Source organism: Streptomyces albofaciens JCM 4342, assembly GCF_008634025.1.
Lineage (GTDB): Bacteria > Actinomycetota > Actinomycetes > Streptomycetales > Streptomycetaceae > Streptomyces > Streptomyces albofaciens.
On the sequence record NZ_PDCM01000002.1, the window covers coordinates 2,358,736 to 2,377,681 of the forward strand.

At 73.5% G+C, this 18,946-nt stretch carries 14 protein-coding genes and 1 riboswitch; of the genes, 4 read left to right on the top strand and 10 right to left on the bottom strand.

Annotated elements, in window-relative coordinates; genetic code table 11:
* Positions 1-151: 151 nt before the first annotated feature.
* Complete coding sequence (locus CP973_RS30245) at positions 152-1,288, bottom strand: hypothetical protein (protein ID WP_150247049.1); 1,137 nt, start codon at positions 1,286-1,288, stop codon at positions 152-154.
* A 496-nt stretch (positions 1,289-1,784) separates the two neighbouring features.
* Here CP973_RS30245 and sepH point away from each other — a divergent pair, with 496 nt between their 5' ends.
* A complete protein-coding gene (gene sepH, locus CP973_RS30250) occupies positions 1,785-2,840 on the top strand; it encodes a septation protein SepH (RefSeq protein ID WP_150247050.1) in 1,056 nt (351 codons plus the stop codon).
* Between the two features lie 49 nt (positions 2,841-2,889).
* On the opposite strand, the gene CP973_RS30255 is transcribed toward sepH, so the two are convergent.
* Positions 2,890-3,756, bottom strand: a complete 867-nt coding sequence (locus CP973_RS30255; RefSeq protein ID WP_150247051.1) for a sulfurtransferase — start codon at positions 3,754-3,756, stop codon at positions 2,890-2,892.
* A 273-nt stretch (positions 3,757-4,029) separates the two neighbouring features.
* Between CP973_RS30255 and CP973_RS30260 the strand changes: the two genes are divergently transcribed.
* Entirely contained in the window at positions 4,030-4,806 is a 777-nt protein-coding gene (locus CP973_RS30260) for a VOC family protein (protein WP_150247052.1), read from the top strand.
* Between the two features lie 57 nt (positions 4,807-4,863).
* On the opposite strand, the gene CP973_RS30265 is transcribed toward CP973_RS30260, so the two are convergent.
* The 4 genes from CP973_RS30265 to CP973_RS30280 form a co-directional block, all read right to left on the bottom strand.
* Entirely contained in the window at positions 4,864-5,517 is a 654-nt protein-coding gene (locus tag CP973_RS30265; RefSeq protein WP_150247053.1) for a thymidine kinase, read from the bottom strand.
* Between the two features lie 107 nt (positions 5,518-5,624).
* The gene (locus tag CP973_RS30270) at positions 5,625-6,833 is read right to left on the bottom strand and encodes an alkaline phosphatase family protein (RefSeq protein ID WP_150247054.1); all 1,209 of its coding nucleotides are present in this window, start codon (positions 6,831-6,833) and stop codon (positions 5,625-5,627) included.
* Complete coding sequence (locus tag CP973_RS30275; RefSeq protein ID WP_003981824.1) at positions 6,833-7,420, bottom strand: DUF5998 family protein; 588 nt, start codon at positions 7,418-7,420, stop codon at positions 6,833-6,835. Before CP973_RS30275 ends, CP973_RS30270 begins: the two co-directional genes overlap by 1 nt.
* A gap of 103 nt (positions 7,421-7,523) precedes the next feature.
* A complete protein-coding gene (locus tag CP973_RS30280) occupies positions 7,524-10,373 on the bottom strand; it encodes a bifunctional acetate--CoA ligase family protein/GNAT family N-acetyltransferase (RefSeq protein ID WP_150247055.1) in 2,850 nt (949 codons plus the stop codon).
* Positions 10,374-10,607: 234 nt separating this feature from the next.
* On the opposite strand from CP973_RS30280, the gene CP973_RS30285 reads away from it, so the two are divergent.
* Positions 10,608-10,889 (top strand): HPr family phosphocarrier protein, encoded by a 282-nt coding sequence (locus CP973_RS30285; RefSeq protein ID WP_003981826.1) that lies wholly within the window; start codon positions 10,608-10,610, stop codon positions 10,887-10,889.
* A 351-nt stretch (positions 10,890-11,240) separates the two neighbouring features.
* Here CP973_RS30285 and CP973_RS30290 read toward each other — a convergent pair whose 3' ends face one another.
* From CP973_RS30290 to CP973_RS30305, 4 genes are all read right to left on the bottom strand, one after another.
* The gene (locus CP973_RS30290) at positions 11,241-11,933 is read right to left on the bottom strand and encodes a GntR family transcriptional regulator (protein ID WP_208853334.1); all 693 of its coding nucleotides are present in this window, start codon (positions 11,931-11,933) and stop codon (positions 11,241-11,243) included.
* A 233-nt stretch (positions 11,934-12,166) separates the two neighbouring features.
* Positions 12,167-12,964: a M23 family metallopeptidase gene (locus CP973_RS30295; protein WP_150247056.1), complete on the bottom strand. Its 798-nt coding sequence runs from the start codon at positions 12,962-12,964 to the stop codon at positions 12,167-12,169.
* A gap of 13 nt (positions 12,965-12,977) precedes the next feature.
* A riboswitch (cyclic di-AMP (ydaO/yuaA leader) is annotated at positions 12,978-13,132 on the bottom strand.
* 292 nt (positions 13,133-13,424) lie between these two features.
* Entirely contained in the window at positions 13,425-14,792 is a 1,368-nt protein-coding gene (locus CP973_RS30300) for a M16 family metallopeptidase (RefSeq protein WP_150250496.1), read from the bottom strand.
* Between the two features lie 20 nt (positions 14,793-14,812).
* Positions 14,813-16,150, bottom strand: a complete 1,338-nt coding sequence (locus CP973_RS30305; protein ID WP_150250499.1) for a M16 family metallopeptidase — start codon at positions 16,148-16,150, stop codon at positions 14,813-14,815.
* A 246-nt stretch (positions 16,151-16,396) separates the two neighbouring features.
* On the opposite strand from CP973_RS30305, the gene CP973_RS30310 reads away from it, so the two are divergent.
* Entirely contained in the window at positions 16,397-18,844 is a 2,448-nt protein-coding gene (locus CP973_RS30310) for a DNA gyrase/topoisomerase IV subunit A (RefSeq protein WP_150247057.1), read from the top strand.
* Positions 18,845-18,946 lie beyond the last annotated feature (102 nt).

Below are 18,946 nucleotides of genomic sequence, written 5' to 3' on the forward strand. Positions count from 1 at the left end.
CCGCCGCCCGCGCGGGGCGGCGGTTCCGTTCTCGGCGCCAAAGGGATTCGGTCCCGTCGGGCCACCGAATTCCGTCCTCGTACCGAAGGGGATTGGGTCCTCGCGCGGGGCGGCATTTAGTCCCGCGCGGGCGCGGATTTCCGTACCGCGTTCACGAGGATTTCGGGTCCGGCACCTGCTGTCCGCCGGGCTCCGGCTTGTTCCGGTCGCTCGAATCCCCCTGGGAGCCGTCCTTGGAGTCGTCACCGCCCTTGCCGGTGTCGCCACCGGGCTTCGACGGCTGCGGGCTCGGCGGCGGGGTGGGCTCGCCGCTCTGGCCCGCGTCCCGGCTCGGGGTCGGCGTCGGCCGGCCCGTACCGCCGGTGGTGCCGTCCTTGTCGCGGCCGGTGCCGGCAGAGCCGCTGGGGCCGGGCGACGGGGTGCCGCCGGTGCCGCCCGTCGTGCCGTCACCGTGCGAGGTGCCGGGCGACGGCGCGTCGGTGGCGGGCGGTGTCCTGTCCTCGGACTTGTGCCCGCCGCCGTTCGTCAGGAGGTTGCCCACGGAGGTGCCCTTGGCGCCGGACGCGTCCTGTCCGGTCACCAGCTCGACGCAGGTGACGGCGCCCATCGACAGCACGAAGATGGCCAGCGCGGCCAGGGCCGGGCGCTTCCAGCCGCGCAGCCGGGTGCCGTACGTGGCGGTGCTGACCTCGTCGGGCCGCGGCACCGCGGTGGCCCCGGCCGGGCGGTCGCCGGGACGCGCCTGCCCCAGGGCCACGGTCCGGTCGTCGAGCCGCGGCACCATCTGCGTCCTGTCGGTCGGCCGGCCTCCCGTTCCGGCCTGCCCGAGGAGCTGCGTGGCGTCCGCGTCGGGCCCGCCGGCCTGCGGCAGCAGCTGCGTACGGTCCGTGCCGTCGGCCGCGCGCGGGTCCCTGGCGGCGACGGAGGTGACCTCGTCCTCCGCCCCCGAGCGGTCGAAGGTGGGCAGCACCAGGCCGGTGCCGGATCCGGACCCGGCCCCCGGCGGTCTGCGGCGCACCGAGGAGCGCCGCGGTTTCGGCCGGGTGCCGACCGTCGCGACCTCCTTGATCTGTTCGCCGGTGCGCCGGAAGAGGTGCTGGAAGATCGAGCCACCGGTGGTGGCCACGACACTCACCACACCCGCGCCGATGATGGTCCCGTACACGCCGAGCTGCCCGGCGAGAAACGCGGCGACAGCGGCCGCGAGGGCACTGCCCGCGACCTGAGCCACGCTCAGGTCGAGCCGTTTCTCCTTGTTTTTTGTGTCGGTATCGCTTTTGTTGTCCATCTCCAGCCTTTGATCGCCCCTTCGATCCATCCTGCACGGACAAGTGACCTATGTGCGAAGCCGGTAGTTCCGATTCTGCGGATTCTGTGAACCTCGCCACCCGTCACGCGGTGTAGAGAGATCGACAAGGCGACCAACTCCCTTGGCGCAGGTGAACTTCGGCGGCGCGGCGGTCCACCTCAGTGGCCCGAATGGAGTACTGTGGCGAGCCCTGGCCCCGGAATCCCGTCCGGCTGCCCGCATACGGGGGAAGGGGCCGGCAGGTGGCACTCACCCCCGGGTGCCGCCACCGGGCACGGGTGACTGGGAGCAGGAACAGGACATGGTCACTGAGCGTTGCGAACAGGTAACCGTGTCATAACGGCGTTTCTGGGCCAAGCCTCGACACGCCGGGTAACTCGGCAATGTTGTGGCAGGCTGCACCCGGGCAGGCCACACTCGACTAGCGGAAGCAGCGACGCACGTGACGTCGGCAGGCACCACCCGGGAGGTCCCCATGCCCGAACTGCGTGTCGTGGCCGTCTCCAACGACGGCACACGGCTGGTGCTCAAAGCTGCGGACAGCACCGAGTACACGCTTCCGATCGACGAACGGCTGCGCGCCGCGGTCCGCAACGACCGCGCACGGCTCGGCCAGATCGAGATCGAGGTCGAGAGCCACCTGCGTCCGCGGGACATCCAGGCGCGTATACGGGCCGGTGCGTCCGCCGAGGAGGTCGCCCAGCTCGCGGGCATCCCGGTCGACCGGGTGCGCCGCTTCGAGGGCCCGGTGCTCGCCGAGCGCGCGTTCATGGCCGAGCGGGCCCGCAAGACGCCCGTACGCCGCCCCGGGGAGAACACCGGCCCGCAGCTCGGCGAAGCCGTCGCGGAGCGGCTGCTGCTGCGCGGCGCCGACAAGGACTCGGTGCAGTGGGACTCCTGGCGGCGCGACGACGGCACCTGGGAAGTGCTGCTGGTCTACCGCGTCGCGGCCGAGCCGCACTCGGCAAGCTGGACGTACGACCCGCCCCGGCGGCTCGTCCAGGCCGTCGACGACGAGGCGCGGGCGCTGATCGGCGAGACCGACGACACCCCGGAGCCCAGCTTCCCCTTCGTGCCGCGGATCGCGCGGCTGCCGCGCGACCGGCCGCTGGACCGCGCCCTGGACCGCCAGTCGCAGGACCGCGACCGCGACCGTACGGGCGGCGAGGACGACGAGCAGGTGCGGGCCGCGGACGGTCCGGGCGAGCGCGACTCGCTCACCAGCCTCCTGGAGGCGGTGCCCAGCTTCCGGGGCGACATGGTCGTACCGGAGACGCCGAAGGTGCCGCAGCAGGAGGAGGCGTCCGAGGACGAGGAGCTGGAGGAGCCGGCCGCCCCGGCGGCGAGCGCGGGCGCGGGATCCGCCTATGCCGACGTGCTCATGCCACGGGCGGTGGCCGGTCACCGCGACCGTCTGACGGGCACCACCGACCGCCAGGCCGAGGCCGACGGCGTCCGGCCGGGCCGCCGGGCGGCCGTGCCGAGCTGGGACGAGATCGTCTTCGGGACGCGGCGCAAGAAACCGGAATAAGACCGTCCGGCCGGGCGGCGGAGCCCGGCCGGGACGTCTTCGTGAGGTGTCAGCCCGGCTGGGCCCCGGTGGCCACCGGGCGGGTCGGGTCCGCCGACCATTCGCTCCACGACCCCACGTACAGCGCCGCGGGCACCCCCGCGATGGCGAGGGCCAGCACCTCCTGCGCGGCGGAGACACCCGAACCGCAGTAGACGCCGACCTCGGCGTCCGGGGTGGCCCCGAGGGCGGAGAACCGGTCGGCCAGCTCCGCGGACGGCCGGAACGTACCGTCGGCGGTGAGGTTATCGGTCGTCGGCGCGGACAGCGCGCCCGGGATGTGCCCGGCGACGCGGTCGATGGGCTCCACCTCGCCGCGGTAGCGCTCACCGGCCCGCGCGTCCAGGAGGACACCCCGCCGGGCCAGGGCCGCCGCCTCGTCCGCCGTCAGCAGCGGCAGCGCGCCGGGCACCGCGGCGAAGTCGCCGGGCTCCGGGGACGGTACGTCGGTGCTGAGCGCGCCGCCGGACGCGGTCCAGGCGGCCAGGCCGCCGTCCAGGACGCGTACCGAGGGGTGCCCGGTGTAGCGCAGCATCCACCAGGCGCGCGCCGCCGACCAGCCTCCCCCGGAGCTTCGCCCGGGAGGTGCTTCCAGACCGCCGTCGTACACGACGACCGGGCGGTTCCCGGAGACCCCGGCGCGGCGCATGGTCTCGGCGAAGGCGTCCAGGTCCGGGAGCGGGTGGCGGCCGGCCGGGCCCGCGGGGCCCGCGAGCTCGGCGTCCATGTCCACGTAGACCGCGCCGGGTACGTGCCCGGCCTCGTACTCGGGGCGGCCGGGCGGGCCGCCGAGCCGGTAGCGGACGTCGAGGAGGACCGGCGGCGTCCCGGACGCCAGTTCCTCCGCCAGCTCGGCTGCGGTGATGAGGGGATTCATGCGGGTCATCCTCGCGCAAGGGCGGGCCCGCGCTGAAGGCGGTGTCCGGGCCGGGCGCGGCCGGAACCGCCGGGCTGCCCGCGCGTCCCCGGACGGCAACGTCGCCGAAACGGATGTGAAACATCAAATCGGGCATGTTCCCACGGGAACGCGCCGAAGACGGCGCGGCCGGGGCCCGCACCGGATGAGGGGTGCGAGCATCTGCACGGGACGGCGCACTCGCGCCGGGTCCCCGCACGGCCACCACCCCGATGGTCCGAGGAGAGAGTGACGATGACGACGGAGGCAACGACTCGGCGGACGCCCGGCGCGCCTTGCTGGGTGAGTCTCATGGTGCACGACCTGGCCGCGACCGAGCAGTTCTACGGCGCGCTGTTCGGCTGGGAGTTCAAACCGGGGCCGCAGCACTTCGGTCCGTACGTCCGGGCGTATCTGCAGGGGCGGGAGGTGGCCGGGATCGGGGAACTGGCACCCGAACGTCAGCTTCGGGTCGCCTGGACCACGTATCTCGCGAGTGACGACGCGGACGCGGCGGCCGAGCAGATCCGCTGCTGCGGCGGCACGGTCGCGGTCGGGCCGCTGGACGCGGACGACGAGGCCGGGCGGATGGCGATCGCCTCCGACCCGCAGGGCGCAATCTTCGGGCTGTGGCAAGGCAAGGAGATGGTGGGCGCGGCGCTGGTCGGGGTGCCCGGCACGCCGGTGTGGAACGAGCTGGTGACCCGGGAGACGGATGTCGCCGCCTTCTACCGCGCCGTGTTCGGCTACGAGACCCTCCCGGAAGCGGCGGCCGGTCCCGACTACCTGACGCTGCATCTGAAGGACCGGCCGGTGGCGGGCATCCACGGGGTGGGCGACGCGCTGCCGCGCGAGCCGGGGCCGCACTGGGTGACATACTTCGCCACCGCGGACCTCGATGCCGCGGTGCGTCGGGTGGTGGAGCTGGGCGGCCAGGAGGTCCGGGCGGCCCGGGACAGCGCGTACGGGCGGGTGGCGATGGTGGCCGACCCGGAGGGGGCGGAGTTCGCCCTCCTCCAGCGGAAGGACTGAGCGGGCGTATACGGGGCGGGCCCCGGCGCGCCCCGTGCCCCGGCCCCGGGGGCCGCGCTACTTGGCCGTGTCGACCGGCAGCACGTCCGGGGAGAGCGCCGCCGCGTGGGCCGAGGCGGCGGTCTGGCGGCGCCGGTGATGGCGGCGGCAGAGCACCTCGTATCCGACCTCGGCGGGGGCGCTGTGCACGTCGCCGATGACGACCTGCGCGCCCTCGACGACCATCTGGCCGTCGAGGGTGCGGGCGTTGTGCGTGGCGCGGGCGCCGCACCAGCACAGGGCCTCGACCTGGAGCACCTCTATCCGGTCGGCCAGTTCCACCAGGCGCTGCGAGCCGGGGAAGAGCTTGCTGCGGAAGTCGGTGCTGATGCCGAAGGCGAAGACGTCCAGCTCCAGGTCGTCGACGACGCGCGCGAGCTGGTCGATCTGGTCCGGGGCGAGGAACTGCGCCTCGTCGGCGATGACGTAGTCGACCCGGCCGCCGGAGCTGAGCGTGCCGACGATGTGGGCGTAGAAGTCGGTGTCGTCGGTGGCCTCGACGGCCTCGGTGACCAGGCCGAGGCGGGAGGAGAGCTTGCCGCGGCCGGCCCGGTCGTCGCGCGCGTAGATCATGCCTTGCAGGCCGCGGGCCGAGCGGTTGTGCTCGATCTGCAGAGCGAGGGTGCTCTTTCCGCAGTCCATCGTTCCGGAGAAGAACACCAGCTCGGGCATGGGAGAACGCGGGCCTTTCGGGCTCGTACGGGTGGGGGGACGGGCGGGGCACGCGGCGGCGCGCCCCGCCGTGCGGCGGGGTGGGGGCGGGCCCGGGGCCCGTGGGGTCAGGTGCGTACTTCGAGGAGCGGGACGAGTTGTTCGGCGGGGGTCATCGAGCCGTGCATGCCGACCATCGCGGACTCGCGCGGCTCGGTCTCGCTCGCCACGATCACCATGTCGGCGTGCGCGGCGGCGACGACGTCACCGATCCGGGCCCGGACCCGGTCGTCGACCCGGGGGCCGAACCACCCGGCGGCGATGGCCTCGTCACGGCCCGCCACCCACATGTGTTCCCCGACCACTTCCCGCCATACCGCGAGCACGTCACCGGCCGCGCCGGGATGGGCGTACACATGCCGCGCCCGTCCCTCGCCGCCCAGCAGCCGCACTCCGGCGCGCAGTTCCCAGTCCTCGTCGAAGTCGATACGGGACTCCGGGCCGAACGGAATGTCGATCATGCCGTGGTCGGCGGTGATGTACAGGGCGGAGCGGGGTGGCAGCTGCTCGGCGAGGCGCTGGGCGAGGCGGTCGACGTACATCAGCTGGCCGCGCCAGGCGTCGGAGTCGACGCCGTAGCGGTGCCCGGCGCCGTCCACCTCGGCGTAGTAGGTGTAGACCAGCGACCGGTCGCCGGCGGCGAGCTGCTCGGCCGCCAGGTCCATGCGCTCCTCGCCGGCCAGCCGGCCGTGGAAGGTGCCGCCGCTCAGCGCGACCTCGGTGAGCGGGGTGCGCTCGAAGTTCGGTGAGGAGACCTGGCAGGTGTGGATGCCGGCGGCGTGCGCCTGCTGGAAGACGGTCGGGTACGGCTGCCAGGTGTGCGGGTCGGTCCACGGGTACCAGCGCAGCTGGTTCATCAGCTCGCCGGTGTCCGGGTTCAGGCAGGTGTAGCCGGCCAGGCCGTGGGCGCCCGGCGGCAGACCGGTGCCGACCGAGGCCAGGGAGGCGGCGGTGGTGGCCGGGAAGCCCGCGGTGATCGGGCGGCCGGTGCGGTTGAACGAGCTGTCCAGAAGGGACGTCAGGAACGGTGCCTCGTCCGGGTGGTCGCGCAGCAGCTGCCAGCCGAGGCCGTCGACGAGGAAGACGCAGACGCGGTCGGCCGGGTCCAGGTCCATGCCGGGCGCGTCCGCCTCCGGGGCGCCGGGCCGGGTCAGGCCCTGGCCGGCGGTGACGGTGGGCAGCAGGTCGGCGAGCGAGCCGGTGCCGTACGCGGGCACCGGGGCGCCGGCCAGGTCGAGGGGTTCCGGTTCCGGCCAGGCGGGGACGGCGTGTGCCATCAGCGGGTGGTGGCCGCGGTGGCCTCGGACAGGGCCTGGGCGAAGGCGAGGGTCTGCCGGACGGTGTCCGGGCCGTCGCCGGCCTCGCTGACCCGCAGCGACAGGTCGTCGGCGGTCGAGGAGCCTGTGTAGCCGTGGTCGGCCTCGCAGTTGGGGTCGCCGCAGGTGGCGGGCTCCAGGTCCAGGCGGGCGACGGCGCCCCAGCCGATGGTCAGGACGACCTCGCGGGGCAGCCGGCCCGGGGTGTACGACTCGGGGTTGGCGACCACCCGGCTGAGCACGACGGACGAGATCCGGCCCAGCTTGACCGACTCGGTGGAGGTGGTGGCGTACGGCGAGGGGGAGGTGTCGTCGGCGGACTGCTCGTCGGTGTGGCTGACGATGAAGCGGGTGCCCGTCAGGACCAGGACCGTGACGTGGCGGCGGACCTCGTTGGCGTCGAAGGTCGTCTCCTGGTGGACCAAGTACGACACCACCGGCTCGCCGCCGACCGCGGCCTGCACCGCCTCGGCCACCAGGGCCGGGTAATAGCCGCTGCGCTCGATCGCCGCGCGCAGCCCTTGGGTCGTCGTACCGGTCTTAGCCATGCGGCCATCTTACGGGGCGTACCGGCCGGGGCGGGTCCGTGCGCCGGTGTCCGGGCCGCGACCCGGTGTCCGGGGACCGGGCGCGGGGTCCGGGCGGCGGCCGTCAGTAGGCGGGCATGCGGCGGGGGCCCAGGTCGGTGGTGGCCGGCGGGCGGGCCAGGCGGACCGTGGCGTCCAGGACGGCGAGGCCGTGCGGCGCGACGACGACCGGTTCCAGGTCCACGCCGACGACCTCGGGGTGGTCGTCGACCAGCCGGGAGACCCGCAGCAGCAGGTCCTCCAGGGCCGCGGTGTCCACCGGCTGGCTGCCGCGCCAGCCGAACAGCAGCGGGGCCGTGCGGATGGAGCGTATCTGCTCGGCGACGTCGCGGTCGGTGGCCGGGATGAGGCGGTGCGCGGTGTCGCCGAGGAGCTGCGAGGGGGCGCCGGCCAGGCCGAAGGAGAGGACGGCGCCGGCGGCCGGGTCGATGGCGGCGCGGATGACCGTGTCGACGCCGCGCGGCACCATCGACTGGACGACCGGGCGCAGCTCCGCCGGCTTGCCGAGGAAGTCGGTCAGCTCCGCGTAGGCGCGGCGCAGCTCGGCCTCGCCGGGCAGGTCGAGGCGGACGCCGCCGAGGTCGGGGCGGTGCCGCAGGTGGGGCGCGGTGGTCTTCAGGGCGACGGGGTAGCCCAGGCGGGCGGCGGCCCGTACGGCGGTGTCGGGGTCGGGGGCCGGGTGGGCGGGGTGGACGTGGATGCCGTAGCGGGCCAGGAGGGCGTGGGCGTCGTCGGCGGGGAGCGGGACGGAGCGGGTGATGTCGGCGTGCCGCGCGAGCTCGTCGAGGAGCCGGTCGATGTCTTCGCCCGCGGCGGCTTCCTCGATGTCCTCGTACTCCGGGACGCGGCCCGGGTCGGCGGCGTCCCGGCGCCACTTGGCGTACCGCACGGCCTGGGCGAGGGAGCGGACGGCGCGCTCGGCGGCGGGGTAGACCGGTATCAGCGGGGCGGGCGGGGTGCCGTCGGGCGTGTCGGACGGGGGCTGCGGCGCGTTGCCGGGGGCGGCTGGGGGTCCGGCGCTCGGCGGCGGGGCGGCGAGCGCGTCGGCGAGGGCGTCCATGGCCAGGTGGACGACGGTCACCGGCTTGGCGGGCGACGCCGACGAGATGGCTTCGCGCAGCGCCGCCGCGAGGTCGGCGCCCTCGCCCGGGGAGGCGACGCCTTCCTCCCCCACCCAGGGGATGGCCGTGACGACGACGGCGTCGCAGAGGCCGTTGGCGAGGGCGGCGGACAGGGCCTGGCAGAAGTCCGCCGGGGTGGCCGCGGCGGCGAGGACGTGGGGGCGCAGCGGGCGCAGGCCTTCGGTGAGGCAGGCGTCGTACGTCAGCAGGGCGAGCGCCTCGGAGTTGCCGAGGATGGCGACGCGGGGGCCGCCCGGCAGGGGCTGGGAGGCCAGCAGCAGCCCGGCGTCGGCCATCTCCGTGACCGTGTCCACGCGGATCACGCCGGCCTGGCGCATCAGGGCGGAGACCGTGCTGTCGGGGATGCGGACCGTGGGGACGGTGTGGCCGAGCGGGGCGGTGCCGGTGTGGCGGGCGCCCTTGGCGACGACGACGGGCTTGACGGCGGAGGTCCGGCGGGCCAGGCGCATGAACTTGCGCGGGTCGCCGATCGACTCCAGGTAGAGGATCGCGACGTCGGTGGCGGGGTCGTCGTACCAGTACTGGAGCAGGTCGTTGCCGGAGAGGTCGGCGCGGTTGCCGGCGGACAGGAAGGTGGAGATGCCGGCGATCGAGCCGTCGCCGGGGCCGCGCCGGTGCAGGCCGCTGAGCAGCGCGATGCCGATGGCGCCGGACTGGGTGAACAGGCCGATGCGCCCGGCGCCGGGCAGCTGCGGGGCGAGCGAGGCGTTCAGCCGGACCTCGGGGGCGGTGTTGATCAGCCCGAAGGCGTTCGGGCCGATCAGGCGCATGCCGTACGAGCGGGCCTGGCGCAGCAGGGCGCGCTGCCGCTCGCGGCCCTCGGGCCCGGACTCGGCGTATCCGGACGAGAGGATCACCAGGCCGCGCACGCCGTGCTCGCCGCAGTCCCGGACCACGTCGGGGACCGCGGCGGCGGGCACCGCGAGCACCGCGAGATCGACGGGCTCGGGGATCTCGGACACCGAGCGGTGGCCGGGCACGCCCTCGGGGTCGAGGCGGGTGCCGCCCTCGGGGAAGGCGTGGTTGACCGCGTACACCCGGCCCGTGAAGCCGGAGTTGAGGAGGTTGCGCAGGACGGAGCGCCCGACGCCGCCGGGGGCGCGGCCGGTGCCGACGACGGCGACCGAGCCGGGGGCGAGCAGACGCTGCACGGAGCGGGCCTCGGCGCGCTGCTCGCGGCCGCGCATGACGGCCATGGACTGCTCGGTGGGCTCCAGGTCGAACTCCAGGCGCACCACACCGTCCTCGAAGGTGCGCTGCTGGGTGTACCCGGCGTCCGTGAAGACCTTGATCATTTTGGTGTTGGCGGGCAGCACCTCGGCGGCGAACCGGCGGATGCCGCGCTCGCGGGCGACCGCGGCGATGTGCTCCAGGAGCGCGGAGGCCACGCCGCGGCCCTGGTGGGCGTCCTGCACCAGGAAGGCGACCTCGGCCTGGTCGGCGCCGGGCTCCTTGGCGGGGCGGCCGCGCTCGTCGATGCGGTCGTAGCGGACGGTGGCGATGAACTCGCCGCCGACGGTGGCGGCCAGGCCGACCCGGTCCACGTAGTCGTGGTGGGTGAAGCGGTGCACGTCGCGGTCGGACAGGCGCGGGTAGGGCGCGAAGAAGCGGTAGTACTTCGACTCGTCCGAGACCTGTTCGTAGAAGGAGACCAGGCGCTCGGCGTCGTCGGGGGCGATGGGGCGGATGCGCGCGGTGCCGCCGTCGCGCAGCACGACATCGGCTTCCCAGTGGGCCGGGTAGACGCTGGCGCTGTCCGACGTGCTGTGCATGGGGCACAGCGTACGGCCCGGCACCGACAACCGGCTCGGCGTGCGCCGCCGCGGCGGCCGGGACGGGCGGGGACGCGGCCCCCGGTTCCGGATGGCGGACGCTTCGGCCGTATGCCCGCGACCAGCCGGTAGCGTGCCGACGGCCGGTGGCGCACCCCGCCGCGGGCTGCCGGAGCACTCCCGGCATCATGAGACACTGGTCTAGACAACTTCGACGACTTGAAGGGCAACACCATGGCTGAGCGCCGCGTCAATGTCGGTTGGGCCGAGGGTCTGCACGCCCGCCCCGCCTCGATCTTCGTTCGTGCTGCCACCGCCTCCGGCGTCCCGGTGACGATCGCCAAGGCCGACGGCAACCCGGTCAACGCCGCCTCCATGCTGGCCGTGCTGGGCCTGGGCGCCCAGGGTGGCGAGGAGATCGTGCTGGCCTCCGACGCCGAGGGCGCCGACGCCGCGCTCGACCGTCTCGCCAAGCTGGTCGCCGAGGGCCTTGAGGAGCTCCCGGAGACCGTCTGAACCGCTTCGCGGACCGATGTGCGCGCGGCCCCGCCGCGGTGACCGGGTGGACCGGCGCCGGGCGGGGTCGTTGCTTTTCCGGTTCGCGCGCTCGACACGGCCTCTTCCAGCCCGTTCGGTACGGTTTTTCCCGCGCGTTCGGCACGGCTTCTTCCCGCGCGTTCGGCACGGCCACGGAACTGCCTTACCGGAAGCCGTACGCCGCGATCGGGCGGGCCCGCCCGGATAATTCCGTACGGCAATTCAACGCGGCACGCGATATCCGGCCCAGGCCCGCGCTTTTCTCCCGCGCGTACGCCGCTGTCGCCCTTTTCGGCAATCCGCGTACCACTCTTGTATACGGCCGATGTGTTAATTCCGGTCGCGCGCCGTGTTGACGGGCTGTTTCGGAGTCCTCACGGCCGGGGCGGGAACAGCGGCCCGCAGCGTGTACGCCTCGCGCGAGCGCTCGACATGCGCCGCCATCAGAGCGCGCGCCCGCTCCGCGTCGCCGCGGCTCACCGCGTCCAGCACCGCGCCGTACTCCTCCCAGGAGCGCTCCTCGCGGGCCGGGGGCTCGACCGCGTACATCCAGTCGATCTTGCGCCGGAGCTGGGTGAGGAGCGCCGCCAGGCTCGCGCTGCCGGACGCCTGGGCGAGCGTCTCGTGGAACCAGCCGTCCAGTTGGCGCAGCTCGGCACGCTGTCCGTGCCGGGCGCGCTCGCGCCCCAGCCGGACGATGCCGCGCAGCACCTTCAGGTGCGCGGCGGTGCGGCGGGCGGCGGCGCGGGCGGCGCCCAGCGGCTCCAGCAGGCCGCGGATGTCCAGCAGGTCGGCCGCCTCCCGCTCGGTGGGCGCGGCCACGCAGGCGCCCGCGTGGTGCCGGATGGTGACGAAACCCTCGGACTGGAGCGTGCGCAGCGCCTCGCGCACGGGAACGCGGGAGACCCCGTACCGGCCGGCCAGGAGTTCCTCGATCAGCCGGCTGCCGGGCGCCAGGGCGCCGGATACGATGTCGTCGCGGATCGCCGTGCACACCGCGTGCGCGGAAATATGGCCTCGCATCCGTCCGTGCCTCCGCCGTCATTCCCGGGAAACATTCACCAGCGCCGCCGCGCGGCGGCATTCGACGTGACTCTATTCGACGGGGCCGGGATTTCCGACGGCCGTGGCGCATTCATGGATATTTTTTGGCCAGTCGGCGGACCGGGCGGGAATCCGGGCCGGCGGACGGGATTCCCGGAAACGCCCGTGCCCCGGCCGCGGGGCCGGGGCACGGGTGGGGACGGGGGTGCGCGTCAGACGTTGACGCCGTGCGAGCGCAGGTAGGCGACCGGGTCCATGTCGGAGCCGTACTCGGCCGAGGTGCGGGCCTCGAAGTGCAGGTGCGGTCCGGTGGTGTTGCCGGTGTTGCCCGACAGGGCGATCTGCTGGCCCGGCGTGACGGTCTGGCCGACCGAGACGCTGATGGACGACAGGTGGCCGTACTGGGTGTAGGTGCCGTCGTTCATCTTGATGACGACGTTGTTCCCGTACGCGCCGCCCCAGCCGGCCTCGACGACGGTGCCGGAGCCCACGGCGTGGACGGTGGTCCCGGAGTCGGCGTGGAAGTCAATGCCGGTGTGGCTGCCGGAGGACCACAGGCCGCTGGACGCCTTGTAGCTGGTGGAGACGTAGGAGCCGTCGATGGGGGCGACGTACGTCAGCAGGCGCTTGCGCTCGGCCTCGCGGGCGGCGCGCTCCTCGGCCTCCCGCTTCTTCTTCGCCTCGGCCTCGGCCTTGCGCTTGGCCTCCGCGGCCTGCTGACGCGCCTCGGCCTCGGCCCTGGCCTGCGCGGCGGCCGCGTCGGCGGCCTCCTGCTGCGCGTCGGCCTGCGCCTCGATCTGCTCGGCGAGCTCGTCACCGAGGACGACGGCCTGGTGGAAGCCGGTGTCGTGGGTGTTCGCGTCGTCCGGGTTGCCGGCCGCCAGCGCCGGGGAGGCGACGGTGGCGACGACGCCGGAGGCGGCGAGCGTGGCTATGCCGGCCAGGTTGCGGGTCGCCCGAGCGCTGCGGCTCGGAGCACGGTGCTTCCCGGTGCCACGGGTGAACGCCATGGGCTGGCTGTGTCCTTTCCTTCCCTCTCGCCTACCGGGTTAGCTGACGGGTTCGGAGCAGGAAGGTCTCCTACGGGCCCCTCCGGGAAGGCGCCCGATTCACCCCGGGGGACTTGGGTCCCCGGCTCCCCTGGCTCGCGCCGTACGGGGACTCGGCGATGACTGTCCGTGCCGCGGTTGCGGCGGTGATCCTGCGAACAGCCGGATCGACGCTAAACGGGGCCACTTTCGAACGGCAAACAGAACCCCGCTTTTGTGCCGTACGCCACACGGCCATCACGCAACCACCCCCCTCAATTGGGACATAAAGAAGATCCAGTGGCACTCGCGCACCACTGGATCCCTTCATGACGCCGCGTCACCCGAACGGGTCACGGCCCGTCGGCCGCCGGGGCCGGGGACCGGGGACCGGAGGCCGGGGGCCGGGGACCGGGGACCGGGCGACGCCCGTGACGGGCCGTCAGCCCTTGACCACCGTCACCTCGCCGATGCCGAGCGCCCTGACGGGCTCCTCGATCTCGGCCGCGTCGCCCACCAGGACGGTCACCAGCCGGTCCACCGGGAAGGCGTTGACGGCCGCGGCGGTGGCCTCGACCGTGCCGGTCTGCGCCAGCCGTACGTACAGCTGCGCCTGGTAGTCGTCCGGGAGCTGCTGCTCGACCTGGTCGGCGAGGGTTCCGGCGACGGCCGCCGCGGTCTCGTACTTCAGGGGCGCGACACCGACCAGGTTCTGTACGGCCACGTCCCGCTCGGCGTCCGTCAGGCCCTCCGCCGCGAGGGTGCGCAGCACCTTCCACAGGTCCTCCAGCGCCGGGCCGGTGGAGCCGGTGTCCACCGAGCCGCTGATGGCGAGCATCGCGGCGCCGTCGCCGTCGGCCGAGGAGCGCAGCACCTGGCCGAAGGCGCGCACCCCGTAGGTGTAGCCCTTCTCCTCGCGCAGCACCCGGTCCAGGCGGGAGGTGAGGGTGCCGCCGAGGCAGTACGTGCCGAGGACCTGGGCGGGCCAGACGCGGTCGTGCCGGTCCGGGCCGATGCGGCCGATGAGCAGCTGGGTCTGTACGGCGCCGGGGCGGTCGACGATCACGACGCGGCCGGTGTCGTCGGCGGTGATCGGGCTGGCCTTGACCGGCTCGGCGGGCGAACCCGTCCAGGCGCCGAGGGTCTCCGCCAGAGCCGCGTCCACGTCGACGCCGGCGAAGTCGCCGACGATGACGGCGGTGGCCGTGGCGGGGCGCACATGCGCCTCGTAGAAGGCGCGGACGGCCGCCGCGTCGATGCGGGAGACGGTCTCCTCGGTGCCCTGGCGGGGCCGCGACATCCGGGAGTCGGCCGGGAACAGCTCCTTGGACAGGGCCATCGCGGCGCGCCGGGCCGGGTTGGCCAGCTCGTGCGGGATCTCGTCGAGGCGGTTGCGCACCAGGCGCTCGACCTCGCCGTCCGGGAAGGCGGGGGCGCGCAGGGCGTCGGCGAGCAGGCCGAGCGCCTTGTCCAGCCGGGAGGCCGGGACCTCCAGGGAGACGCGGACGCCGGGGTGGTCGGCGTGCGAGTCCAGGGTGGCGCCGCAGCGCTCCAGCTCGGCGGCGAACTGCTCGGCGTCGTGCTTGTCGGTGCCCTCGGACAGGGCCCGCGCCATGATCGTGGCGACCCCGTCCAGGCCCTCGGGCTCGGCCTCCAGGGGCGCGACGATGTCGATCTCGACGGCGACGACCTGCTGGCCGGGGCGGTGGCTGCGCAGGACCGTCAGGCCGTTGGGCAGCTGCGCGCGCTCGGGGGCGGGGAACGCCCACGGCTTGGGCTCGCCGCCGGCCGGCTGCGGGTGGAAGGTCATCGTGGTGCTGACGGCGTCGCTCACTGGGCCGCCTCCTCGTCGTTGTCCTCGGCGGCGGTCGGCTCGGTCGGCTCGTACACGAGGACCGCGCGGTTGTCGGGGCGCAGCCGGGCCTGGGCGACCTCCTGCACCTCCTGCGGGGTGATGTCCAGGACGCGCCGCACGGCGGTCAGGGCCAGCTGCGGGTCGCCGAACAGGACCGCGTAACGGCACAGTTCGTCGGCGCGCCCGGCGGCCGTGGCGAGCCGGTCCAGCCACTCGCGCTCCAACTGGGCCTGCGCGCGCTCCATCTCCTCGGGGCTCGGGCCCTCGGCGGCGAAGCGGGCCAGCTCCTCGTCCACGGCGCTCTCGATCTCCGGCACCTCGACGCCGCCGGAGGTCTTCACGTCCAGCCAGCCGAGCGAGGGGGCCCCGGCCAGCCGCAGCAGGCCGAAGCCCGCGGCCACGGCCGTGCGGTCGCGGCGCACCAGCCGGTTGTACAGGCGCGAGGACTCGCCGCCGCCGAGCACCGTCAGCGCCAGGTCGGCGGCGTCGGCCTCGCGGGTGCCGTCCTGCGGGAGGCGGTAGGCGGCCATCAGGGCGCGGGAGGGTACGTCCTCCTCGACAACCTCGCGCAGCTCCTTGCCGATGACGTCCGGGAGCGTGCCGTCGCGCGGCGGCTGCTTGCCCTCGTGGCCGGGGATGGAGCCGAAGTACTTCTCCACCCAGGCGAGGGTCTGCTCGGGGTCGATGTCGCCGACGACCGACAGGACCGCGTTGTTGGGCGCGTAGTACGTACGGAAGAAGGCCCGCGCGTCCTCCAGGGAGGCGGCGTCCAGGTCGGCCATCGAACCGATGGGCGTGTGGTGGTACGGGTGGCCCTCCGGGTACGCCATGGCCGTCAGCTTTTCGAAGGCCGTGCCATAGGGGACGTTGTCGTAGCGCTGGCGGCGCTCGTTCTTGACGACGTCGCGCTGGTTCTCCAGGGACTCCTCGTCCAGCGCCGTCAGCAGGGAGCCCATGCGGTCGGCCTCCAGCCACAGCGCGAGCTCCAGCTGGTGGGCGGGCATGGTCTCGAAGTAGTTGGTGCGCTCGAAGCTGGTCGTGCCGTTCAGGGAGCCGCCGGCGCCCTGGACCAGTTCGAAGTGGCCGTTGCCGGCGACCTGGGCGGATCCCTGGAACATCAGGTGCTCGAAGAGGTGGGCCAGGCCCGTGCGGCCCTTGACCTCGTGCCGGGAGCCGACGTCGTACCAGAGGCAGACCGCGGCCACCGGAGTCAGGTGATCTTCGGAGAGCACCACGCGCAGGCCATTGGCCAGCCGGTGCTCGGTCGCTGTCAGGCCGCCGGAGCCGGCTTGTTCTGTGGCCGTGTGACCCATGGGCATGTACGTCCCTTCGATCCGCTTGCGAGGAAGTTCTGTCACTGTATGCAAGCGCGTCGGGCTATGGCGAAGTTCCCGTCCGGGCTGCCTCGTACGAGCGGACTTCGCGGCGGCCTCGTCCGGCGGCCCGGGGAGGGTCGCGGTCGGCGTTGTCAGTGGGGCGGGCCACAATGGTCCGCACACGCCCCGACGTGATCCAGCATCGGCAAGCAGCAGGACGCAAGCGAAGGAGCCGCAGCCGCGATGGCCCGCCGTAGCACGAAGACCCCGCCGCCGGACGACTTCGAGGAGAGGATCCTCGATATCGACGTCGTCGACGAGATGCAGGGCTCCTTCCTTGAGTACGCGTACTCGGTCATCTACTCCCGCGCCCTCCCGGACGCCCGCGACGGCCTCAAGCCCGTGCACCGCCGCATCCTCTACCAGATGAACGAGATGGGGCTGCGCCCCGAGCGCAGCTACGTCAAGTGCGCCCGCGTCGTCGGCGAGGTGATGGGCAAGCTCCACCCGCACGGCGACGCGTCCATCTACGACGCCCTGGTGCGGATGGCGCAGCCCTTCTCCATGCGGCTGCCCCTGGTCGACGGCCACGGCAACTTCGGCTCGCTCGGCAACGACGACCCGCCCGCCGCCATGCGGTACACCGAGTGCAAGATGGCCTCGGCCACGTCCCTGATGACCGAGTCCATCGACGAGGACACGGTCGACTTCGCGCCGAACTACGACGGCCAGGAGCAGGAGCCGGTCGCTCTCCCGGCCGCGTACCCGAACCTGCTGGTCAACGGCGCGTCCGGGATCGCCGTCGGCATGGCGACGAACATGCCGCCGCACAACCTCGGCGAGGTGATCGCCGCGGCCCGCCACCTGATCAAGCACCCGAACGCGGACCTTGAGACGCTGATGCGGTTCGTGCCCGGCCCGGACCTGCCGACCGGCGGCCGGATCGTGGGCCTGGGCGGCATCCGGGACGCGTACGAGACCGGCCGCGGCACGTTCAAGATCCGCGCCACCGTCTCGATCGAGAACGTCACCGCCCGCCGCAAGGGCCTGGTCGTCACGGAGCTGCCGTTCGCGGTCGGCCCCGAGAAGGTCATCTCCAAGATCAAGGACCTGGTGGGCGCGAAGAAGCTCCAGGGCATCGCGGACGTCAAGGACCTCACCGACCGCGAGCACGGCCTGCGCCTGGTCATCGAGATCAAGAACGGCTTCAACCCGGAGGCCGTCCTGGAGCAGCTGTACAAGCTCACGGCCATGGAGGAGTCCTTCGGCATCAACAACGTCGCGCTGGTCGACGGCCAGCCGCTGACGCTGGGCCTGAAGGAGCTGCTGGAGGTCTACGTCGACCACCGCTTCGACGTGGTGCGCCGCCGCAGCGAGTTCCGGCGCGGCAAGAAGCGCGACCGCCTCCACCTGGTCGAGGGCCTGCTGACGGCCCTGGTCGACATCGACGAGGTCATCCGCCTGATCCGCTCCAGCGAGAACAGCGCGCAGGCCAAGGAGCGGCTGATCGACCGCTTCGCGCTCAGCGACGTCCAGACGCAGTACATCCTCGACACCCCGCTGCGCCGGCTGACCAAGTTCGACCGCATCGAGCTGGAATCCGAGCGCGACACCCTGAACGCCGACATCGAGAAGCTCACGAAGATCCTCGATTCGGACGCCGAGCTGCGCAAGCTGGTCTCCGGCGAGCTGGCCGCGGTGGCCAAGAAGTACGGCACGGACCGGCGGACGGTCCTGCTGGAATCGGCGGGCGCCACGGCGGCGGCCGTGCCGCTGGAGGTCGCCGACGACCCGTGCCGGGTGCTGCTGTCCTCGACGGGGCTGCTGGCCCGTACGGCCAACGGCGAGGTGAACTTCGACGCGGAGGCCAAGCGCGTCAAGCACGACGTGATCGTCTCGGCGGTGCCGGCCACCACGCGCGGCGAGGTGGGCGCGGTGACGTCCGCGGGCCGGCTGCTGCGCCTCCAGGTGGTCGACCTGCCGCAGCTGCCGGACACCGTCGCCGCGCCGAACCTGTCCGGTGGCGCGCCGGTCTCGGAATTCCTCTCCCTCCAGGAGGGCGAGGAACTGATCTGCCTGATGACGCTCGACGAGTCCTCGCCGGGCCTGGCGCTCGGCACCCAGCAGGGCATCGTCAAGCGCGTGGTGCCGGACTACCCCTCCAACAAGGAGGAGTTGGAGGTCATCACCCTCAAGGAGGGCGACCGCATCGTGGGCGCCGCGGAGCTGCGTACGGGCGAGGAGGACCTGGTCTTCATCACCGACGAGGCGCAGCTGCTGCGCTATCCGGCGGGGCAGGTGCGGCCGCAGGGCCGGCCCGCGGGCGGCATGACGGGCATCAAGCTGGGCCCGGACGCGAAGGTCATCTTCTTCTCGGCCGTCGACCCGGCCGCCGACGCCATGGTCTTCACGGTCTCCGGCTCGCACGGCACGCTCGACGACTCGGTCTCGACGGCCAAGCTCACGCCGTTCGACCAGTACCCGCGCAAGGGCCGGGCGACCGGTGGCGTGCGCTGCCAGCGGTTCCTCAAGGGCGAGGACTGCCTGTCGCTGGCCTGGGCCGGCTCCGCACCGGTACGGGCCGCGGACGCCAAGGGCTCCCCGGTCCCCCTGCCGGACCCGGACCCGCGGCGCGACGGCTCGGGCGTACCGCTGACGAAGCCGGTCACGGCGCTGGCGGGGCCGGTGTGACGGGCGAGGTGGAGTGAGGGCGGGGGCCCGGCGGCGGCGTGGCCGGGCCGGGCCCCCGCCCTGTGTGGGAGAGCGCTGTCCCGCTGTGCGGGATCGCACGTG